24 protein-coding genes are annotated in these 18661 nt (G+C 37.0%); all 24 read right to left on the bottom strand.

What is annotated here, in order from left to right; all coding sequences use genetic code 11:
* Positions 1-52 precede the first annotated feature (52 nt).
* The 24 genes from I589_RS11695 to rplX all read right to left on the bottom strand — a co-directional run bounded on the left by I589_RS11695 (position 53) and on the right by rplX (position 18640).
* On the bottom strand, positions 53-1060 hold the full coding sequence (locus I589_RS11695) for a LacI family DNA-binding transcriptional regulator (RefSeq protein ID WP_010767971.1): 1008 nt from the start codon (positions 1058-1060) through the stop codon (positions 53-55).
* Complete coding sequence (locus I589_RS11690) at positions 1053-1940, bottom strand: DMT family transporter (protein ID WP_010767970.1); 888 nt, start codon at positions 1938-1940, stop codon at positions 1053-1055. The genes I589_RS11695 and I589_RS11690 overlap by 8 nt, the downstream gene beginning before the upstream one ends.
* Positions 1941-1950: 10 nt before the next feature.
* The gene (locus I589_RS11685; RefSeq protein ID WP_010767969.1) at positions 1951-3666 is read right to left on the bottom strand and encodes an amylo-alpha-1,6-glucosidase; all 1716 of its coding nucleotides are present in this window, start codon (positions 3664-3666) and stop codon (positions 1951-1953) included.
* Complete coding sequence (locus I589_RS11680) at positions 3656-6631, bottom strand: glycoside hydrolase family 2 (protein WP_010767968.1); 2976 nt, start codon at positions 6629-6631, stop codon at positions 3656-3658. The genes I589_RS11685 and I589_RS11680 overlap by 11 nt, the downstream gene beginning before the upstream one ends.
* A gap of 28 nt (positions 6632-6659) precedes the next feature.
* Positions 6660-7481, bottom strand: coding sequence for a carbohydrate ABC transporter permease (locus I589_RS11675; RefSeq protein WP_010767967.1), 822 nt, complete (start codon positions 7479-7481; stop codon positions 6660-6662).
* The gene (locus I589_RS11670; RefSeq protein ID WP_010767966.1) at positions 7478-8428 is read right to left on the bottom strand and encodes a carbohydrate ABC transporter permease; all 951 of its coding nucleotides are present in this window, start codon (positions 8426-8428) and stop codon (positions 7478-7480) included. The genes I589_RS11675 and I589_RS11670 overlap by 4 nt, the downstream gene beginning before the upstream one ends.
* A 107-nt stretch (positions 8429-8535) precedes the next feature.
* Entirely contained in the window at positions 8536-9765 is a 1230-nt protein-coding gene (locus I589_RS11665) for an ABC transporter substrate-binding protein (RefSeq protein WP_010767965.1), read from the bottom strand.
* Between the two features lie 348 nt (positions 9766-10113).
* Positions 10114-10494, bottom strand: a complete 381-nt coding sequence (rplQ, locus tag I589_RS11660) for a 50S ribosomal protein L17 (protein ID WP_010767964.1) — start codon at positions 10492-10494, stop codon at positions 10114-10116.
* Positions 10495-10521: 27 nt separating this feature from the next.
* Entirely contained in the window at positions 10522-11460 is a 939-nt protein-coding gene (locus I589_RS11655; RefSeq protein ID WP_010767963.1) for a DNA-directed RNA polymerase subunit alpha, read from the bottom strand.
* A gap of 81 nt (positions 11461-11541) precedes the next feature.
* Positions 11542-11931 carry a 30S ribosomal protein S11 gene (gene rpsK, locus I589_RS11650; RefSeq protein ID WP_010734450.1) on the bottom strand — a complete coding sequence of 130 codons (390 nt, stop codon included), beginning with the start codon at positions 11929-11931 and terminating at the stop codon, positions 11542-11544.
* A 27-nt stretch (positions 11932-11958) separates the two neighbouring features.
* Positions 11959-12324 (bottom strand): 30S ribosomal protein S13, encoded by a 366-nt coding sequence (rpsM, locus tag I589_RS11645; protein WP_010767961.1) that lies wholly within the window; start codon positions 12322-12324, stop codon positions 11959-11961.
* 17 nt (positions 12325-12341) lie between these two features.
* A complete protein-coding gene (gene rpmJ / locus I589_RS11640; RefSeq protein ID WP_010742772.1) occupies positions 12342-12458 on the bottom strand; it encodes a 50S ribosomal protein L36 in 117 nt (38 codons plus the stop codon).
* Positions 12459-12490: 32 nt separating this feature from the next.
* Positions 12491-12709, bottom strand: a complete 219-nt coding sequence (infA, locus tag I589_RS11635) for a translation initiation factor IF-1 (protein WP_010767960.1) — start codon at positions 12707-12709, stop codon at positions 12491-12493.
* Between the two features lie 202 nt (positions 12710-12911).
* Positions 12912-13559: an adenylate kinase gene (locus tag I589_RS11630; protein ID WP_010767959.1), complete on the bottom strand. Its 648-nt coding sequence runs from the start codon at positions 13557-13559 to the stop codon at positions 12912-12914.
* 65 nt (positions 13560-13624) lie between these two features.
* Positions 13625-14920: a preprotein translocase subunit SecY gene (secY, locus tag I589_RS11625; RefSeq protein ID WP_010767958.1), complete on the bottom strand. Its 1296-nt coding sequence runs from the start codon at positions 14918-14920 to the stop codon at positions 13625-13627.
* Positions 14920-15360, bottom strand: a complete 441-nt coding sequence (gene rplO / locus I589_RS11620; RefSeq protein ID WP_010767957.1) for a 50S ribosomal protein L15 — start codon at positions 15358-15360, stop codon at positions 14920-14922. Before rplO ends, secY begins: the two co-directional genes overlap by 1 nt.
* 39 nt (positions 15361-15399) lie before the next feature.
* Positions 15400-15579 carry a 50S ribosomal protein L30 gene (gene rpmD / locus I589_RS11615; protein WP_010767956.1) on the bottom strand — a complete coding sequence of 60 codons (180 nt, stop codon included), beginning with the start codon at positions 15577-15579 and terminating at the stop codon, positions 15400-15402.
* Between the two features lie 14 nt (positions 15580-15593).
* The gene (gene rpsE, locus I589_RS11610; protein ID WP_010767955.1) at positions 15594-16094 is read right to left on the bottom strand and encodes a 30S ribosomal protein S5; all 501 of its coding nucleotides are present in this window, start codon (positions 16092-16094) and stop codon (positions 15594-15596) included.
* A 20-nt stretch (positions 16095-16114) separates the two neighbouring features.
* On the bottom strand, positions 16115-16471 hold the full coding sequence (gene rplR / locus I589_RS11605; protein WP_010767954.1) for a 50S ribosomal protein L18: 357 nt from the start codon (positions 16469-16471) through the stop codon (positions 16115-16117).
* Between the two features lie 63 nt (positions 16472-16534).
* Entirely contained in the window at positions 16535-17071 is a 537-nt protein-coding gene (gene rplF / locus I589_RS11600; RefSeq protein WP_010767953.1) for a 50S ribosomal protein L6, read from the bottom strand.
* A 31-nt stretch (positions 17072-17102) separates the two neighbouring features.
* Entirely contained in the window at positions 17103-17501 is a 399-nt protein-coding gene (gene rpsH, locus I589_RS11595) for a 30S ribosomal protein S8 (RefSeq protein ID WP_010767952.1), read from the bottom strand.
* Positions 17502-17536: 35 nt separating this feature from the next.
* Complete coding sequence (locus I589_RS11590) at positions 17537-17722, bottom strand: type Z 30S ribosomal protein S14 (RefSeq protein ID WP_002356214.1); 186 nt, start codon at positions 17720-17722, stop codon at positions 17537-17539.
* 18 nt (positions 17723-17740) lie between these two features.
* Positions 17741-18280 (bottom strand): 50S ribosomal protein L5, encoded by a 540-nt coding sequence (rplE, locus tag I589_RS11585; RefSeq protein ID WP_010767951.1) that lies wholly within the window; start codon positions 18278-18280, stop codon positions 17741-17743.
* A 27-nt stretch (positions 18281-18307) separates the two neighbouring features.
* Complete coding sequence (gene rplX, locus I589_RS11580) at positions 18308-18640, bottom strand: 50S ribosomal protein L24 (RefSeq protein WP_010767950.1); 333 nt, start codon at positions 18638-18640, stop codon at positions 18308-18310.
* Between the last annotated feature and the right edge of the window lie 21 nt (positions 18641-18661).

Raw genomic sequence — 18661 nt, 5'->3', positions numbered from 1 at the left:
GTCTACTTTTTAAGATTGCCACATCCAGACAACTACTTTTTTGATTCTTTAATTATTTAAGTCTTGCTGTACTTTCTCTTACTTTTAATTCAGTTGGAATAAATATTTGTAAGGGTAGCTTTAAATTTTTAGCAATTGATTCTGAAATTAATTGCTTGGCAATTCGAACGAGATATTCTGCATCCAACCGAATCGTCGTCAAAGGTGGAATCATGTATTTTGAAGTGGATAAATCGTTAAAGCCCACTAAGCTGACATCTTCAGGAATCTTTAACCCCATCTCATTTGCCGCTTTATAACAGCCAACTGCCATCGAATCATTTGAAATGAAAATGGCTGTTGGTTTATTTTTTTCAGACATCAGTTCTTTAAATAAAGCATAACCATCTTTTGGCGTATAATGTCCAACCTTTATCCACTCTTTTCTTAAATGTCCAAGTTGATTTAGATAACTTTGAAATGTTTTTAACCGAATGTCTTCCTGACAAATACCAAACTCATTTGTATCTCTTCCACCAATAAATCCAATTGTTTCATGCCCTAATTCCAGCAAGTGATTTAAAGCTTTTTGGGTTGCTAAGGAAAAATCAAACGATACCGAACTAAATTCATCCTGATTCACAATAGAATCAATAAATACAATTGGCTTTTCTAAACTTTTCAGCCACTGAATAGCCGTAGACTGCAACATTCCTAAACAGATTATTCCATCTATTTTTTTCAAAACTTCTTTATTTGTCGTTTGATTAATCATCTGAACTTTTACACCATCTAATGCAAAAAACTTTTCGATATCTACTCTTAGAGAAAGATAATAGACATCCTCTAATTCCTCTTCCGCATTATATGTATAATAAAACCCAATTGTTTCCTGTTTCTTTTTTGCTTTCTGTCCACTAACATCATAAGAAAGTTCTTCTGCTGCTTCAAAAATTCTCTTTTTCGTCTCCATGGCTACATTTAATGTTTCATCATAATTTAACACACGAGAAACTGTCGCAGAAGAAACTCCAGCAACAGAGGCGATGTCTTTGATTGTTGGTTTTTTACGTTTATTCACAGCTCTCTTCCTTTGCTTTTCTCATGATTATAGAAGGTTTTACTTCCACAATCAGTATACCAGAAAAGATAAGGATTGCGCCAATCATCATTTGAATTGTAATGGGTTCTTTTAATATAATTACCGAAGCCATCATCCCAAAAAATGCTTCCGTTGAAAGAATTAATGCCGTCTCTGTACTTGTTGTATATTTTTGGGAAACTGTTTGAATCAAAAAAGCTAACATCGTGCTGATTGCACCCAGATAAAAAATAGATAGATTCCCTTCAATACTTGAAGAAAATAGCGTCTCTCCTCTAATGAAACAAACACCTGCCCCAATTACAGCCGCTGTAACCATCTGAACGAGTGTTAACTGCACAGGGTCTTCATTTTCAATAAATTGATTGGTTAATGTAATTTGTAGTGCAAAAAAAACTGCACATACTAGTGTAAGTATATCTCCGCCATTTACTCCATTAAATCCATGCAAGGATAAAAAACCAATTCCAAACAAAGAGAGCACCGCACCTAGAACCATTTGAAGCGAAAATTTTTGTTTATAAAAAAGAAACCCCAGTATTGGAACGATTACAACATTAACAGCTGTCAAAAACGCATTTTTAGATGGCGTTGTATAGGCTAGTCCTACTGTTTGAAACAGAAATGCCAAGTATACCGCTCCGCCAAGAATTCCTCCTCTCATCCATGTACTTTTTTTTATCTTTTTTATTTTCTTAAAAAAAATCAGACAGAGCAAAATTGCTGCCAATAAAAAACGCAAAGCAAGCGTTTGGTAAGGAGAATAATGCTGGATAGCTATTGCACTAGCTACAAATCCACTTCCCCAAATAATAGCTACTATCGTCAGCCCCATTTGGCCTTTATATTTTTTGAACACGTTCACCCTCCTAAAAATTATTTTGATTCAACATCAGATAAACGCTTGATGTCCACGTAAATGCTAAATCATCATTTCCTCTGGCAGTAACAGGATCAAAATTTTCTGCCATCCCACCTAATTCGGTCATCCGACAAAACTTGTCTGCTAAACGCCTAGCGAATTTTTCTTCACTAGCTTTTCGAAGACTGCTAATTAAAAGATATGATACCGGCGCCCAAATAGGTCCTAACCAGTAACCTGATTGACGATAATGTTTACTTGTCATGCTTTCCGTTGACAAGCCGTACTCTCCTTCAAACTTTTGAATTAACTGTTCCACCAATCGCTCCTTCACAAAAACTGGCAGCGCTTTTCCTAGAACTAATGGCATGTAAAGTATTAAGCTATCATAATAAGGTAGCTCTTTTCCGGTTTTCGCCTCTAACGCTACAAACTGTTGGCGATCATAGTTATAGTAGCTTGTCATCAGCTGATCCATTAATCCCTGTTTCTTTTCCTTCCATATACAGCTTTCCTCTAAATTTCCTAATTGGTTAGCCCATTCACTTAAATAAGCACATTGACAAGCTAAATAAGCTACTAAATCCGGTGAAGATACAGGCATTCCAGCTTTAAAAATACTCGCATTATCCCATCCCGAATCATTTCCATGAGAATAATAATATAACTCCGTTTCGGGATGCTTACGATGATTCAACCAGTAATTTGTTGAACGACCGATGCTATCATAAATCACTTGTAACTTTTTAGCGTCTTGAAAATAAACGGATTGCTCCATTAATCTCTGATATGCCCATGCATGGATAGGTGGTTTCACACAACTAAAAGAAGCATATACATCGTTAATAAAGTCTGGGTACGCCCCTGATTCATCTTGATGGTCCACAAAAATTAAAAACTGGTTATACGCCAGCTCTGGATCTACTTTTGCAATTCCTAAAGCACTGAAACAATTATCCCAACTCCAAATATTTTGCATCCAGTTTTTCGACATATACAGGCTTGGTCTAGTTAGCATTTTTTCTTCATGGACTTGACAAGACCACAACAAATAAGATGCCATTTCATCTGAATGGCTCAGATTTTTTCCTTCTATTAATAAAGCCTCTTGCCACTGAGAGAATTCTTTTTCTAAGCCCTCTTTCACTTCTTCAAATGAGCTCGGATTATCATCGTTTATACGAGGAACTACTTTATCATTCAAAATGAGTAGCTCCTGTACCTCTGCACTTTCTGCTAAAAATAGTTCAACTTTTGTGTTTCCTACTTCATTCCAAGGATTTTCTATTTCCAGCGATCCGCTCAATGGGACAAAATGGTAGCGCTGATCTTTTTTATACGATATATATTCATAGACTTGGTTTGTTAACATATAAAAGGTGTCATATCTCTCTTTGACAGCTTCAAATGAAACACCTAGATTCTGTGTTTTCATTCTGATTGTGCGATCTGTGGGATAAATAATTTCAAGAAATGAGGTTGAATCACACTTTTTTTGAAGTCGAAAACAAGTTTCAGTAACACGAACTTCATACGTTTCTTGAAACAATTTACTGGTTAAATCACTAACTTTCCCTTCTATCTTCACTAAAAATAACTCACTAGGAGACATATCCCCTCCGTGAATATCACGGAGGACTATGCTATTCCATTTTTTCAGATACGATAAGACAAAATATGAACCCTGACGAGAAAAAGGGATTTCTTCAATATTAATGTTCATCCTGCTTCTCCTCTCTTTTCATTGGCTCAAAATTAATTTCTGTCACAAACGGTTGAATTTTCAAGCGATGTGCTTCTTGTTGTTCAGGACCACAGCTATTACTTCCCAACCCTGATTGAGCGATATCTATCGTCAATACATTAAAAGGTGATTTTTCTATTTCATCTGAATGCATCGCTTTTTCCAATGCCTCCTTAGTGTAATCATGTATAGTCAGCATTCTCGGTGGATTCATAGACAGCTTCCAGCCACTCTCTTTTTTTCCATCTTGTAATGCAGCATACTCCACGTTCATATGCGCCCCATTTTCTTGCGGGAAGACATAAGGGACATGTAGATTCTCAACTGTACTATGATAGGTCCCCATAAATGCACTAGCTTTCGAATCTGAATAGTTTTCGCGCGGACCGAGTCCATACCAAGAAAATTCGGATAATTGCTGATTTACTTGAAATTCAAAGCCAATTCTTGGAAGCATTTTAGGAATTTCGACACAATTAATTTTGGGTTTTCCTTCTATGAATAGGTTTAGCATACCTTTTCCAAAAAAGTTATACGTTAGTTCCACTTCATAGCCCCATCCTTGGTTCAAAGCTCCCACGTATTTTCTCACTGAAACAGTGATACCATCGGCTGTCTCTTGATAGTCGAACCCACGTAGCTGTTCTGAAAGTTTATTCAAAAAGAACGTTTCCTGCCACTCTTTAAGCTGATACATATCATTATCAATTGGCGCTCGCCACAAAGTCATCCTTGGTCCCTGCTGTATAAACACTTCTCCTTGATACGCATACGTTTCTAATAATCCTGTAACCTGATTAAACACAGCTTTTGACGATTCATTTTGAATGGTTAGCTTCATATGTTCTTGCTCCACTTTGAATTTTGCTGATTCAAAATGTGGCTCTGTACTTTTTTTCTTTTGAATAAGAAACTGATTTTCTGTAACAAGGTGGCCTGTCTCTTGCTGTTTGAATCTCAATCGAAGATAAATATCCTGTGTACCGTCCTGTACAGAAAATGTTTCGATAGGGAATTGGCGAATTTCTCCTGGTAAAATCGCTGGAAGATTTTTCATTTTTGAGAATAAGCATCCCCCTTCTTCATTCAAGTAGCATAACTCAAGCTGAATCGTACTCAAATCAATAAAATCATATAAATTCTGAATACTAAGTTTTAATTGCTTATTTTCTTGAATAAGTTCCGTTTTAATGGGTTCAAATACTTTTTTCACTTCATATAAGGCTGTAGAAGGACTACGATCCGGATGAATCAGTCCATCCACACAAAAATTGCTATTATTAGGAGTATCTTTAAAATCTCCTCCGTAAAAATAGGTAGTTTCACCATCTCGTTCAATTTCTATTGCTTGATCATACCATTCCCAGATAAAGCCTCCTTGTAAACGAGAATATTTCCGCATAATTCGTTGATATTCTTCAAGTCCCCCAGGTCCATTCCCCATCGCATGCCCGTATTCGCATAAAATATGTGGCTTTCGTCCTTCAGATAACTTGCCTAATTGTTCTAGTTTCTCGTAGTTTGTATACATAGTTGTGTATACATCGCTGTATGCAGCTTGTTTATCTCCTTCATAATGAATTAGACGGCTCGAATCAATTTGCTTAATTGCTCCATACATTGCAGTAAAATTTTGTCCTGAGCTAGATTCATTTCCTAAAGACCACATAATAATAGATGGATGGTTTTTGTCTCGTTCAACCATTCTTACACCACGGTCAACATATTGTTTTTCCCATAGTTGGTTATCACTAATCCAATCGTAGACACCTGTATTCTCGAACCCATGACATTCCAAATCTGCTTCATCAATCACGTACAGACCATACTCATCACACAATTCATAAAAATAACTTTGATTTGGATAATGCGCCGTGCGAACTGCATTAATGTTAAATGTTTTCATCATTTCAACATCTGATTTCATCTGCTCTCGACTTACTACTAAACCATTCTTAGGATTAAAGTCATGGCGATTCACACCATTTAAAAAGATAGGGACTCCATTTATACAGATTTGATTTTGAATAATCCTTACTTCTCTAAAACCAAATTTAACTGGAATAAAATAGAAATCATCTTTCCCCTCAATTTCACATATAAGCGTGTAAAGATGAGGCGTTTCGGCAGTCCAACGTTTTGGTGCTAGAATGGTTGTTAGACTTTTCCCGTCTATGAGTGGATTTACTTCTCTTATTCGTTTTCCATTCTCGTACAAGTAAAGGCGAGCATTGGATTTTGTATGTTTTATCTGAACAGACAATTGAAAATCTTCATATCCTTCTTGTGGCTGTGTATCAATTTGGATATCTAAATCTTCTCCATCAATTAGCTTATACAAACGAACAGGTCTAAAGATACCTGATAGCCACCACATATCCTGATCTTCTAAGTAAGTTCCATCTGACCATTTCACCACTTTTACAATTAACTGATTTCCATTTGGCTTTAAATACTCTGAAATATCAAACCTTGACTCCAAACGGCTTCCTTTACTGAATCCAATATACTCACCATTCAGATATACTTCAAAATAAGCGCTTACCCCTTCGAACTGAAGAATCGCCCGTTCTCCTTTATTTACCTCATAATCAAATTCGTAACCGTAAACTCCTGTAGGATTTTCTGTTGGAACAAAAGGGGGATTAATTGGAAAAGGATATAAAACATCGGTATAATGCATTTGATCATATCCTTTTAGCTGCCAGCAGCTAGGTACCTCTATTTGTTCGTTAAGCGATTTCCATAATTCGATAAAGTTTTGTGGTACTTCTTCTGGTGTATGAAAGTATCGAAACTGCCACAGTCCATTTAATGACTGGAACCCTATCGTTGCTTCTTCCTCCATATCTAAAGCATCTTGTAGTGTTTGATACCGATTAAAAGCTGCTACAGGTTGCAATCGATTGTCTGCCACAGCATGAATATTTTCCCAAGGTTTCATTTTTATCACTCCTAATTCCTCCTTAAACTTATTTCACCGCACCACTCATACCTTCTATAATGTATTTTTGAGCAAATACGAAAGCAATAATAGGGGGAATAATCATTAATAATGTAATACACATAATTGGTATTATGTTGGTATTGTGCAATCCTTTAAATGAAGCAAGACCTAAAGCTAACGTATATTTTGAACGATCTTGCAAGAAAATTAATGGTCCCAAGTAATCATTCCAAACATTTAAAATATTTAATATGGAAATCAAAAACAATGGAGCCCTCATAATTGGTAAAAATATTTTATAATAAATTTGAAAATCGTTTGCCCCATCAATTTTAGCAGCATTTTCAATATCTTTTGGAATATTCATTAAAAATTGACGTAGTAAAAAGATGAAGTAGGCTGAGCCAAAGAATGAAGGTACAATAAGCGGCTTCAATGTATTAATCCAATTTAAAGCGTTAAACTCCATGTATAAGGGAATCATTGTTACATCCCATGGCAACATCATTGAAGCTAGTAATAGCATAAATAAAAAGTTTTTAAATTTAAAATCATAACGAGCAAATCCAAATGCAATCATCGAGCATGAAATTACTTGTCCAATTGTTGTCATAACCGTTACAATGAGTGAATTCATTAAATACTTGCCAAAGGGTTGTGAACCCCAGGAATCTGCGAAATTTTTCCATTGTGCAACTTTAGGTAAAAAAGTTGGTGGATAGACATTTGCTTCCGCAGGTGATTTTATCGCTGTAACCAACATCCATAGAAAAGGTGCCATAAAATAGATTGAAAAAGCAATTAACAAGCCATAGATAATTACTTTGTTTTTCTTTGTTAATGTCATGCTTTTTTCCCCCGCTTTTTCTTCTTAGTTTTCATTTCTGCTTCATAGAAGACCCAAGCATCTGAAGACTTAAATATCAATGCCGTAAAGAATAAAATAATGATAAACATAATCCATGCATTCGCACTCGCATAACCTAATCGTTGATGCTTGAAAGCATTTTCAAAAACATATAGTCCATAGAAATAGGTCGATTTTAAAGGTCCCCCGCCCGTTAAAAGAATAATTAGCGTTAATTGTTGTAAAGCTGTGATTGTTGAGGTAATTAAATTAAATAAAATGGTAGGGGTAATGATTGGAATTGTCACACTAAAAAATTGCCTTAATGGAGAAGCACCGTCAATTACTGCTGCTTCGTAATAGTCTTTTGGAATAGATTTGATATTTGTGTAAAAAATCAACATCATAGTCCCAACTCCCCACGCACTGGCGATAACTACAGCGAATAGTGCCCATTTAGGATCTACTAACCAGCTTGGTCCTTCAATTCCTATCAAACTAAGGAGATAGTTGAGAATTCCGTATTTTGTATTAAAAATCCATCCCCAAATAATAGATACCGCAACACCTGAAATAACTGCTGGTAAGTAAAAAATTCCTCTGAACAATTTCACTCCTTTTACTTTTTGAGTTAATAAAACTGCCAATATAAGCGCTATAATCATATTTAATGGGACGAAAATAATAGCAAATTTGAAAGTGATAAACAAGGATGACCAAAATTGCTTATCTTGTGTAAACATTTGAACATAGTTTTGAATCCCCACAAATACTGGTTCACGTGTTACTGGCCAATCATGAAAACTCATGATAAGAGAAAGAACTAGCGGGCCCAGAGTAAAGGCTAAAAAACCAATAATCCACGGCATAATGAATAGATATGGTGCAAAGCGACTCCATGATTTCTTTTTCAGTCTTGGCTTACTCCCTGCTACTTGATTTTCCATACTTTTTTACTCCTCATTAATTATTAAGAAAAACAAGCTCTGTTTAAAAGATACAGTTCATCTCTCTCAACGAAAGCTTGCTTTTCCTTTTATACCTAGTCTACACTCTATTCAACAGCTTCTTTTAATGCATCTTTTGGTTTCGTTAATTGACTAGGATTAAATATTTGCTCAAACGATAGTTTTAGCTTCTCTGAGATGTCACTCCAATTTTCCACTTTGAATGATGTCGGAGTATACTCTTCACTACGTTCTAACATTCTATAAAATACCCCTTTGATTTCATCTGACTCTAATTTATTTTCCTTTACCACTGACTTCAAGACCGGTAGCTCATAGTTTATTCTTTCTTGATTGGCTTCTTCTCCCGTCCAAAACTTGATGAACTCAAATGCTTCTTTTTTATGCTTAGAATATTTGGAGATTGAAACACCAGATGAGCTGATAATACTTGCACTCTTATGGTTGGGAAAATTAGGTATTTCAACTAAACCATAATTAATCCCTGCATCTTCCAATGTTTTCATTGACCATGAGCCATTTACAAACATCCCTACACTGCCTGTGCTCATTTCAGTCGCTCCATCTCCTTCAGTGGCGATTGCCACTTCATTTTTCAACATTCCTTGAAATGTATCAAACACTTCAATAGAATTTTTACTATCTAAATTACCAGCAAGTTCACCTTTTTCATTTGTATACGAAGCACCATTTCCCCATAGATACATTTCAAAATCATATGGGTCCGGTTTTCCCATCATAGCGTATCCTACTTCATTTTTATTCTCATTTGTTAAGTCAGTTGCTATTTGTTCCAAGTCCTCCCATGTCCAGTCAGCTTTTGGGTAGTCTATTCCTGCTGCATCAAACATATCTTTATTATAATAGACTCCGTGAGTTGTAAAACCAGTAGGAATTCCTAAAGTAACTTCATCCAGTGAATTGTAGTTCCACAACGTCTCATAAAAATTTTCTTTATACTTATCTCCTTCAGCATCAATATATTCATCTAGAGGTTCTAAGGCATCCTTATATTGAGGATAATTCCACATATACATAACGTCTGGCGCATCTTTTGCACCAATTCCTGCTGCAATTTTTGTATCATAATCACTACCGTAAGCTTCCAAGGTAACTTGTATATCCGGATTTTTTTCATTAAATTTATCCACTAGAGCCTGTTGTAAATCCAAGCTCTCATCTGAATCCCAACTAGAAAATCGTAAATGAACCTTACCATCTGCGTCTTCTTTTTCTTTTCCACCAGAAGAACAACCAGATAATACGATCATTCCAACCAACAATGTTGCCATCATTAACAAATAACTTTTTTTCATTTGCCTCGCTCCTTTTTTTCTTCTATTTCATACGCTTATTATAATTTAATATTTACTAAATGTAAACGCTTTTAATTATTTATTTACTAAAACAAAAGAAAAAACAAAAGGATAATAGCTTTTCTAATGAAAGGCTACTATCCTTTTGTAGTTTATAAGATTAATCTTTTCACTAAATCTTATATGAAGTAATAAAAAATTAGTAAATAAAAACACCTTATATATGATGAGTGCTTACTCCCCAAGTCAAAAGACTTGGAGAGCAGCGCTGAGCTAGACTCGGAGTAAACACTCCAACATCATAACACTCTAAAAGAATCATCTATAAAGTGATGGATTAGTGTGATTTTAGACAAGTTCTAAGATTACCATTGGTGCACCGTCTCCGCGTCTTGGTTCTGTCTTCAAGATACGAGTATAGCCACCTTGGCGTTCTGCATAGCGAGGTGCGATATCACTGAATAGCTTTTGTAAAGCTGATTCAATAACGATTTCTTCGTTTTCTTCGCGTACACTTGCAACTTCGTTACGAACGAAAGCAGCTGCTTGACGACGTGCATGAAGATCTCCACGCTTACCTAATGTAATCATTTTTTCAGCAGTTGAGCGAACTTCTTTAGCACGAGCTTCAGTCGTTACGATACGTTCGTTAATTAATAAATCAGTTGTTAAATCACGCAACATCGCTTTACGCTGACTAGATGTGCGTCCTAGTTTACGATAACTCACGTTGGTTTCCCTCCTTCGTAAAAGGTTTTAATCTTCTTTACGTAATCCAAGACCTAAATCATGTAATTTAGCTTTCACTTCTTCAAGTGATTTACGGCCTAAGTTACGTACTTTGATCATTTCAGGTTCGGATTTATTTGTAAGTTCTTGTACAGTATTAATTCCTGCACGTTTTAGACAGTTGTATGAACGAACAGACAAGTCTAATTCTTCAATTGTCATTTCCAACATTTTTTCTTTTTGTGTTTCTTCTTTTTCAACCATGATTTCAGCATTACGTGCTTCATCAGTTAGGTTAACAAAGATGTCCAAATGTTCAGTCATGATTTTTGCAGCTAAACTCATTGCTTCTAATGGTTCAATTGAGCCATCAGTCCATATTTCCATCGTTAATTTGTCGAAGTCATCACGACGACCAACACGTGTATTTTCTACTTGGTAGTTCACACGACGAACTGGTGTGTAAATAGAATCAACAGGAAGAACGCCAATTGGCATATCTTCTTTTTTGTTTTCATCTGCTTGAACATACCCACGACCTGGTCTCACAGTTAAGCGAGCATGGAACGTAGCACCTTCTGAAACACTACAGATATATAAATCTTTATTGAGGATTTCTACATCACTATCAACGATAATATCGCCGGCAGTTACAGTAGCTGGTCCAGTAATATCGATTTCAAGGGTTTTTTCTTCTTGACCATACATTTTAAGCGCTAGGCCTTTAATGTTCAAGATGATTTGTGTGACGTCTTCTCTCACACCTTTGATGGTAGAGAATTCATGCAGCACACCATCGATTTGAATATTAGTGATGGCAGCACCCGGCAAAGAAGATAATAAAATACGACGTAGGGAATTTCCTAAAGTAGTCCCATACCCTCTTTCAAGAGGTTCAACGATGAACTTGCCATAATCTTTCTCTTCATCAATTTTTGCGATTCTTGGTTTTTCGAATTCAATCATTCTTATCTTTACCCCTTTCAAAACGAAAAGTGTCTTGTTCAATGACGTTCTTTAATTCAAACTCAAAATGAGAGGCACTCATTAAACACGACGGCGTTTTGGAGGGCGGGCACCATTATGAGGAACTGGAGTCACGTCACGAATTGCAGTCACTTCTAAACCTGTTGCTTGTAATGAACGAATTGCTGCTTCACGTCCAGAACCAGGTCCTTTAACTGTTACTTCAACAGTCTTTAATCCGTGTTCCATTGCTGCTTTAGTAGCAGTTTCTGCTGCCATTTGAGCGGCAAAAGGAGTTGATTTCTTGCTTCCTTTAAAACCTAATGACCCAGCTGATGACCACGCTAAAGCATTTCCGTGAGTATCAGTGATCATGATAATTGTGTTATTGAATGTAGAGTGGATATGTGCAATCCCAGCTTCTATATTCTTTTTGACACGGCGTTTACGATTCACTTTTTTTGCTACCATGAAGTTTTAACCTCCTTCACTTAAGATTTATTTTTTCTTGCCTGCTACAGTACGAGCTGGGCCTTTACGAGTACGTGCATTATTTTTCGTGTTTTGTCCACGAACTGGTAATCCACGACGATGACGAATTCCACGGTAAGAACCGATTTCCATTAGACGTTTGATGTTTAAGTTCACTTCACGACGAAGATCCCCTTCAACTTTCAAGTTGTCAATTTCAGCACGGATAGCATCTGTTTGTTCATTCGTTAAATCACGAACACGAACATCTTCAGAAACACCAGCTTTTTCTAGAACTTTTTTTGCAGTAGTGTTACCAATACCATAGATATAGGTAAGTGAAACTACTACACGTTTATCACGAGGAATATCTACTCCTGCAATACGAGCCATATCTGTTACACCTCCAATTATCCTTGACGTTGTTTATGTTTTGGATTTGCTGGACAAATCACCATAACGCGTCCATTACGACGAATTACTTTACAATGCTCACACATTGGTTTTACTGATGGTCTTACTTTCATGATAATACCTCCTGTGGTTTTACGGAGTACAATTATTTAAAGCGGTAAGTAATCCGGCCACGACTAAGATCATACGGTGATAATTCAACCGTTACTTTGTCACCTGGTAAGATACGAATATAATGCATTCGAATTTTTCCAGAAACAGTAGCTAGAACTTGGTGTCCGTTTTCTAATTCTACTTTAAACATTGCATTCGGCAAAGTTTCGACGACTGTACCTTCGACTTCAATCATATCTTCTTTTGCCACGCACAGTACCTCCTTGTACTTGTTTCGCATTTTCACACGATAAAATGGCGGAAACTGCAGTTCCCACCTCGAAATTCTCAAAATGATCCCACTAGAATGACTAATCACTCTAGAAGTCGGACTGACATATTTTATCATATTTTGTTAAACTTGGCAAGAAAAACTGCATTATGCAAGTCGGCTATGAGCAATTGACAATTTATTATCCTTCAATGATTTGTTTTACATCAACGAATACATCATCAATTTCACGATCACCATCAATAGCTTGTAGCAAACCTTGTTCTTTATAATACGCTAAGATTGGTTCACTATTTTTAATATTGATAGCTAAACGATTTTTAACCGTCTCTGGTTTATCATCTTCTCTTTGATAGAATTCATGTCCACCACAACGATCACAAGTACCTTCAACTTTTGTTGGGTTGAATAGTTTGTGATAAGTTGCTCCACAATTACGGCAAATGAAGCGGCCAGCTAAACGCTCAACCAATACTTCTTCACCTACGTGGATGTCGATGACAGCATCAATTTTTTTGTTCAAGTCTGATAACATAGCATCCAGAGCTTCTGCCTGATCCAATGTACGAGGGAAGCCATCCAATAGAAAGCCTTTTTCCGTATCTGGTTCAGCCAAACGTTCCTTGACGATACCATTTGTTACATCATCGGGTACTAATGCCCCTTTATCTATATATGATTTTGCTTCCAGGCCAAGAGCAGTTTCATTCTTCATAGCCGCACGGAACATATCGCCCGTAGAAATATGAGGAATGCCATAAGCATCAATAATCTTTTCTGCTTGTGTTCCTTTTCCTGCACCAGGTAGCCCCATTAAAATGAGGTTCATTGCTGTACCCTCCTAATGAATTGTGAGAACGGTGCTGAGGAAAATCCTCAACACGCTTTTCTTACTTAATCAATAAATCCAACATACTTACGTTTTAACATTAAGCCATCTAACTGTTTCGCAGTTTCCAGTGCAACACCGATGACGATTAACAAGCTTGTCCCGCCTAAACCGATTGATTGTGGTAAATTCCAAACCATTTGAGCAATGATTGGGATTAACGCCACAAGACCTAAGAAGACAGCACCTACAGTACTTAAACGCATCAATAGACTTGAAACATACTCTTCAGTCCCTTTACCAGGGCGAACGCTTGGAATATAACTTCCTTGCTTTTGCAAGTTCTCAGAAAGCTTCTCTGGGTTTACTTGTACAAACGCATAAAAGAACGTAAATGCAACGATTAAAACAGTATAGATAGCTGCACCTGGCAACGTATTATAGCTGAATATTTGCATCACTACATCATACCAAGCCGCACCTTCAAACTTCCCACTTAGTGCTTGCAGCACTGCGTTAGGCGTTGCAATAAAAGAGCTGGCAAAAATTACTGGGATAACGCCGGCAGCATTTACTTTTAATGGCAAATAGCTACTCGTTGGTGCTCCAGCAACACGTTTTGTGTATTGAATAGGAATTTTACGTTCTGCTTGTTGAACAAATGTTACAAGCGTTACAATAATCAAAATTGCAATGATTAAGATAGCAACAAAGATCGCTGATTTCCAAATATCTGATGGGTCGATATTGACGAAGTAATCTTCATAAATTTCTTTAATCCCTTCAGGTAAACGAGAAATAATTCCCGCAAAGATAATCATTGAAACCCCGTTACCAATCCCTTTTTCGGTGATTTGTTCTCCTAACCATGTAACAAACATTGTACCGCCTGTTAGGATTAATCCAATAGTCAGATATGTTTGTACGTTAGGCGTTTTAACAAACCCTAATTGAGCATAGGTATTAAACCCAGCAGTGATCCCAATAGATTGGACAAACGCTAAAACTAATGTTAAATAGCGAGTTGCTTGATTTAATTTTTTACGACCCACTTCACCTTGTTTTGACCATTCCACAAATTTAGGAACGATGTCCATCTGTAACAATTGAATAACGATTGATGCAGTAATATATGGCGAAACCCCCATCGAAAAGATAGAGAAGTTTTGCATTGCACTACCACTAACCATATTCATCATGTTAAAGAAAGGTAACTCGCTTAAGCTTTGCAAGCTGTTTGCATCCACACCAGGCACAGTTATATGCGCACCCAAGCGGAAAGCAAACAGAACAAATACTGTAAAGAGAATTTTTGACCTAATGTCTTTTACTTTAAAAGAATCTTTTAATAGCTTAAACATTAAATCACCTCGATTGAACCACCGGCAGCTTCAATTGCTTCTTGTGCTGCTTTAGAGAATTTAGCGGCTTTAACAGTTAATTTTTTATTTAATTCACCGTTAGCTAACACTTTAATTCCAGCTTTTTCATTTTTAACGATTCCAGCTTCAATTAAAGCTACTGGGCTTACTTCTGCACCATCTTCAAAACGATTTAACACGTCTAAGTTGATAACAGCATAGTCTTTACGGTTTACGTTAGTAAATCCACGTTTTGGCAAACGACGGAATAAAGGAGTTTGACCCCCCTCGAATCCTAGACGTACGCCACCACCTGAACGAGCTTTTTGTCCTTTTTGTCCACGTCCGGCAGTTTTACCATTACCAGAAGATGTTCCGCGACCAACACGATTACGTACTTTGCGAGACCCTTCAGCAGGTTTTAATTCATGAAGTTTCATAGGTTTGGCACCTCCTTAAACAATCTAAATAAATCTTTTTTAGACTTCTTCAACGTCCACTAAATGAGATACAGTGTTAATCATACCTTTGATTGCATCATTGGCAGGCTTTACAACTGTACTATTTACTTTGTTTAAACCTAACGCTTTAACAGTATCGCGTTGGTTTTGAGGACGTCCGATAACACTGCGTTTTAAAGTTACTTTTAATTCAGCCATTATTTTTGTCCTCCTTAACCGATAATTTCTTCAACTGATTTGCCGCGAAGTTCTGCAACTTCTTCAACACGTTTCAATTGAGTTAAACCTTCTACAGTTGCACGCACAACGTTAATTGGTGTGTTTGAACCTAAAGATTTAGATGTGATATCCGCAACTCCAGCTAATTCCAATACGGCACGAACTGGTCCACCAGCAGCAACTCCAGAACCTTCTACAGCAGGTTTCATAAGGATGCGTCCGCCACCGAATACACCGATTACTTCGTGAGGGATTGTAGAACCAACCATTGGTACTTCAACTAAGTTTTTCTTAGCGTCTTCAATTGCTTTACGGATTGCTTCAGGTACTTCTTGTGCTTTACCAGTACCAAAACCAACATGTCCGTTTTTATCTCCCACAACAACTAAAGCAGCAAAACGTAGACGACGTCCACCTTTAACAACTTTTGTTACACGGTTGATTGCAACAACGCGATCTTCTAATTCAAAGTGCTTTGGATCAATATAAACCATGAATGGTGTTCCTCCTTCTCCTAAAATTCTAGTCCATTTTCACGAGCTGCTTCAGCTAAAGCTGCAACGCGGCCATGGTAAAGGTATCCACCACGGTCAAAGACTACTTTTTTGATGCCTTTTTCAGCGGCACGTTCAGCAACTAGTTTCCCAACTGCTGTAGCGACTTCTGTTTTTGTATCGCCTGATACTTCTTTATCTAAGGCAGAGGCACTTGCTAGCGTCACACCCGCTACGTCATCAATTACTTGAGCGTAGATGTTTTTGTTTGAACGGAAAATATTTAAGCGTGGGCACTCAGCAGTACCAGAGATTTTGTTACGTACACGACGATGTCTCTTTTGACGTGTTTTATTTTTATCTGGTTTTGTAATCACAATTGTCACCTCTTTATTTTTGCTAGCCCTTAGGCTGCGAATAGTAATTCACATGAATTACTATTATTTACCAGTTTTACCTTCTTTACGACGTACGTATTCACCAACATAGCGGATACCTTTGCCTTTGTAAGGTTCTGGTGGACGAACGATACGAATATTCGCAGCTAATTCGCCAACATGTTCTTTATTAGCACCTTTAACGATTACTTGAGTATTTGAAGGAACTTCAACTGTTACTCCAGCAGGTGGTGTAATTTCAACTGGATGTGAGTAACCTACGTTCAATACAAGTTTTGTTCCTTGCAATTGTGCACGGTACCCAACCCCAATTAGTTCTAAAGCTTTTTCGAAACCTTCGCTAACACCAACAACCATGTTGTTGAAGTTCGCACGTGTAGTTCCGTGGATTGTTTTCATTTCTTTACTGTCATTTGGACGAGTGAATGTCACTTCGTTTCCTTCGATATTCATTTTAATATCAGAAGAAAAAGTACGTGTTAACTCACCTTTAGGTCCTTTAACTGTAACATCATTTCCATCTTGAGTAATTGTCACTCCCGCAGGAAGGACAACGATTTTATTACCAATACGGCTCACTTAGAGACACCTCCTTGTGTATTCTTTTAGATTACCAAACGTAAGCGACTACTTCGCCACCAACGTTTTTAGCTCTTGCTTCTTTATCAGTGATAACACCTTCAGAAGTTGAGATGATTGCGATTCCTAAACCATTTAGTACTTTTGGTACTTCATCAGCTTTAACGTAAGCACGTAAGCCTGGTTTAGAGATACGTTTTAAGTTCGTGATAACACGCTCGTTGTTTTTTCCGTATTTTAAGAAAACACGAATCACACCTTGTTTGTCATCTTCGATATATTCTACATCGCGAACGAAACCTTCACGTTTCAAGATTTCTGCGATATCACGTTTGATTTTTGATGCAGGCACTTCTAACACTTCATGTTTAACCATGTTAGCATTACGAATGCGAGTTAAAAAATCTGCAATTGGATCTGTCATGACCATTGAACTGTTTACCTCCTTTATGCGAGTTTACTTGTTTACCAGCTAGCTTTCTTCACGCCGGGAATTTGTCCTTTATAGGCAAGTTCGCGGAAGCAAATACGGCAAAGATGAAATTTACGATAAACTGAATGTGGACGTCCGCAACGTTCGCAACGAGTATAAGCTTGTGTAGAATGTTTAGCTGGACGTTTATTTTTAGCAATCATTGATTTTTTAGCCACGTAGTTCGCCTCCTTTTTTTATTTTTGGAACGGCATACCTAATTGTCCTAGCAACTCACGAGATTCTTCATCTGTGTTTGCAGTTGTAACAATAACGATGTCCATACCGCGTACTTTATCTACTAAATCATAATCAACTTCTGGGAAGATTAATTGTTCTTTAATACCTAAAGTGTAGTTACCACGGCCATCAAAGGCTTTTTTACTTACTCCGTGGAAGTCACGTACACGTGGTAAAGATACTGATACTAATTTATCTAAAAATTCGTACATTCTTTCTCCACGTAAAGTTACTTTCGCACCGATTGGCATACCCTCACGTAGACGGAAGCCAGCGATTGATTTCTTAGCTTTTGTAATTATTGGTTTTTGACCAGTAATAATTGCTAATTCTTCAACAGCTTTATCTAAGTTTTTTGCGTTTGATACCGCATCACCAACACCCATGTTGATGACAATTTTGTCAACTTTAGGTGTTTGCATAACAGAACTATAGTTGAATTTTTCCATTAATGATGGAGTTATTTCTTTAAGATATTTTTCTTTCAGGCGGTTCATTCAATAAGCCCCTCCTTCCTTAAATGATTATTTATCTTCTGATTTTTTAGGAGTAGTAATAACTTCTCCAGATTTTTTAGAAACTCGAACTTTCACACCGTCAACGACTTTGTATCCGATACGAGTTGCTTCACCTGTTGATGGATCAATGATCATCACGTTAGAAGCATCAATTGGAGCTTCAAACTCAACAATTCCTCCTTGAGGAGCTGATTGTGAAGGTTTTTGGTGTTTTTTAGCAATGTTAACACCTTGTACTGTGACTTTATTTTGTTTAGGGAAGACAGCTAATACTTCGCCTTCTTTATTTTTGTCTTTACCAGTAATAACTTTAACTTTATCGCCTTTTTTAACAAACATTATTGTTGCGCACCTCCTTTG

The sequence above is a fragment of the Enterococcus phoeniculicola ATCC BAA-412 genome (genome assembly GCF_000407505.1).
Classification (GTDB): Bacteria; Bacillota; Bacilli; order Lactobacillales; family Enterococcaceae; genus Enterococcus_K; species Enterococcus_K phoeniculicola.
This window is presented reverse-complemented; position numbering and strand designations above follow the sequence as displayed.

Coding starts and splice junctions, on each gene's coding strand:
- rplX (WP_010767950.1), bottom strand. CDS start 18,640: ATGTTTGTTAAAAAAGGCGATAAAGTTAAAGTTATTACTGGTAAAGAC.
- rplO (WP_010767957.1), bottom strand. CDS start 15,360: ATGAAACTTCATGAATTAAAACCTGCTGAAGGGTCTCGCAAAGTACGT.
- I589_RS11665 (WP_010767965.1), bottom strand. CDS start 9,765: ATGAAAAAAAGTTATTTGTTAATGATGGCAACATTGTTGGTTGGAATG.
- rpsE (WP_010767955.1), bottom strand. CDS start 16,094: ATGGTTTATATTGATCCAAAGCACTTTGAATTAGAAGATCGCGTTGTT.
- rpmJ (WP_010742772.1), bottom strand. CDS start 12,458: ATGAAAGTAAGACCATCAGTAAAACCAATGTGTGAGCATTGTAAAGTA.
- I589_RS11670 (WP_010767966.1), bottom strand. CDS start 8,428: ATGGAAAATCAAGTAGCAGGGAGTAAGCCAAGACTGAAAAAGAAATCA.
- I589_RS11675 (WP_010767967.1), bottom strand. CDS start 7,481: ATGACATTAACAAAGAAAAACAAAGTAATTATCTATGGCTTGTTAATT.
- rpsK (WP_010734450.1), bottom strand. CDS start 11,931: ATGGTAGCAAAAAAAGTGAATCGTAAACGCCGTGTCAAAAAGAATATA.
- rpsH (WP_010767952.1), bottom strand. CDS start 17,501: ATGGTCATGACAGATCCAATTGCAGATTTTTTAACTCGCATTCGTAAT.
- I589_RS11630 (WP_010767959.1), bottom strand. CDS start 13,559: ATGAACCTCATTTTAATGGGGCTACCTGGTGCAGGAAAAGGAACACAA.
- rpsM (WP_010767961.1), bottom strand. CDS start 12,324: ATGGCTCGTATTGCAGGAGTAGATATTCCTCGTGATAAACGTGTAGTA.
- I589_RS11655 (WP_010767963.1), bottom strand. CDS start 11,460: ATGATTGAATTCGAAAAACCAAGAATCGCAAAAATTGATGAAGAGAAA.
- I589_RS11680 (WP_010767968.1), bottom strand. CDS start 6,631: ATGAAACCTTGGGAAAATATTCATGCTGTGGCAGACAATCGATTGCAA.
- I589_RS11685 (WP_010767969.1), bottom strand. CDS start 3,666: ATGAACATTAATATTGAAGAAATCCCTTTTTCTCGTCAGGGTTCATAT.
- rplE (WP_010767951.1), bottom strand. CDS start 18,280: ATGAACCGCCTGAAAGAAAAATATCTTAAAGAAATAACTCCATCATTA.
- rpmD (WP_010767956.1), bottom strand. CDS start 15,579: ATGGCTGAATTAAAAGTAACTTTAAAACGCAGTGTTATCGGACGTCCT.
- secY (WP_010767958.1), bottom strand. CDS start 14,920: ATGTTTAAGCTATTAAAAGATTCTTTTAAAGTAAAAGACATTAGGTCA.